A 222-nucleotide genomic window follows, 5' to 3' on the forward strand; every position below is an offset into this window, starting at 1 on the left:
CCGTTCACCACCGCGACGTCCACGTCCGGGAACGCGGCGAGGACGTCCGCCTCGGAAGCACCCACCGCGAGCATCGCCCCACCCGCCGGAAGGGCCTGCATCAACCTGCCGCGCGCCGCGACCAGCGTGGCCGCGTCCGGCAGAGACAGCACCCCGGCCACGTGCGCGGCGGCAACCTCGCCGATCGAGTGCCCGACCAGCACGTCCGCCCGCACACCCCAG

General features: G+C 75.2%; 1 protein-coding gene. It reads right to left on the reverse strand.

The window, feature by feature from the left end:
- Window positions 1–222 (reverse strand): acyltransferase domain-containing protein (locus PUR61_RS00795; protein ID WP_329874552.1); only part of this gene is annotated, 222 nt, incomplete at both ends.

Origin of the sequence: Streptomyces sp. BE20, assembly GCF_036322525.1 — a bacterium.
Classification (GTDB): domain Bacteria; phylum Actinomycetota; class Actinomycetes; order Streptomycetales; family Streptomycetaceae; genus Kitasatospora.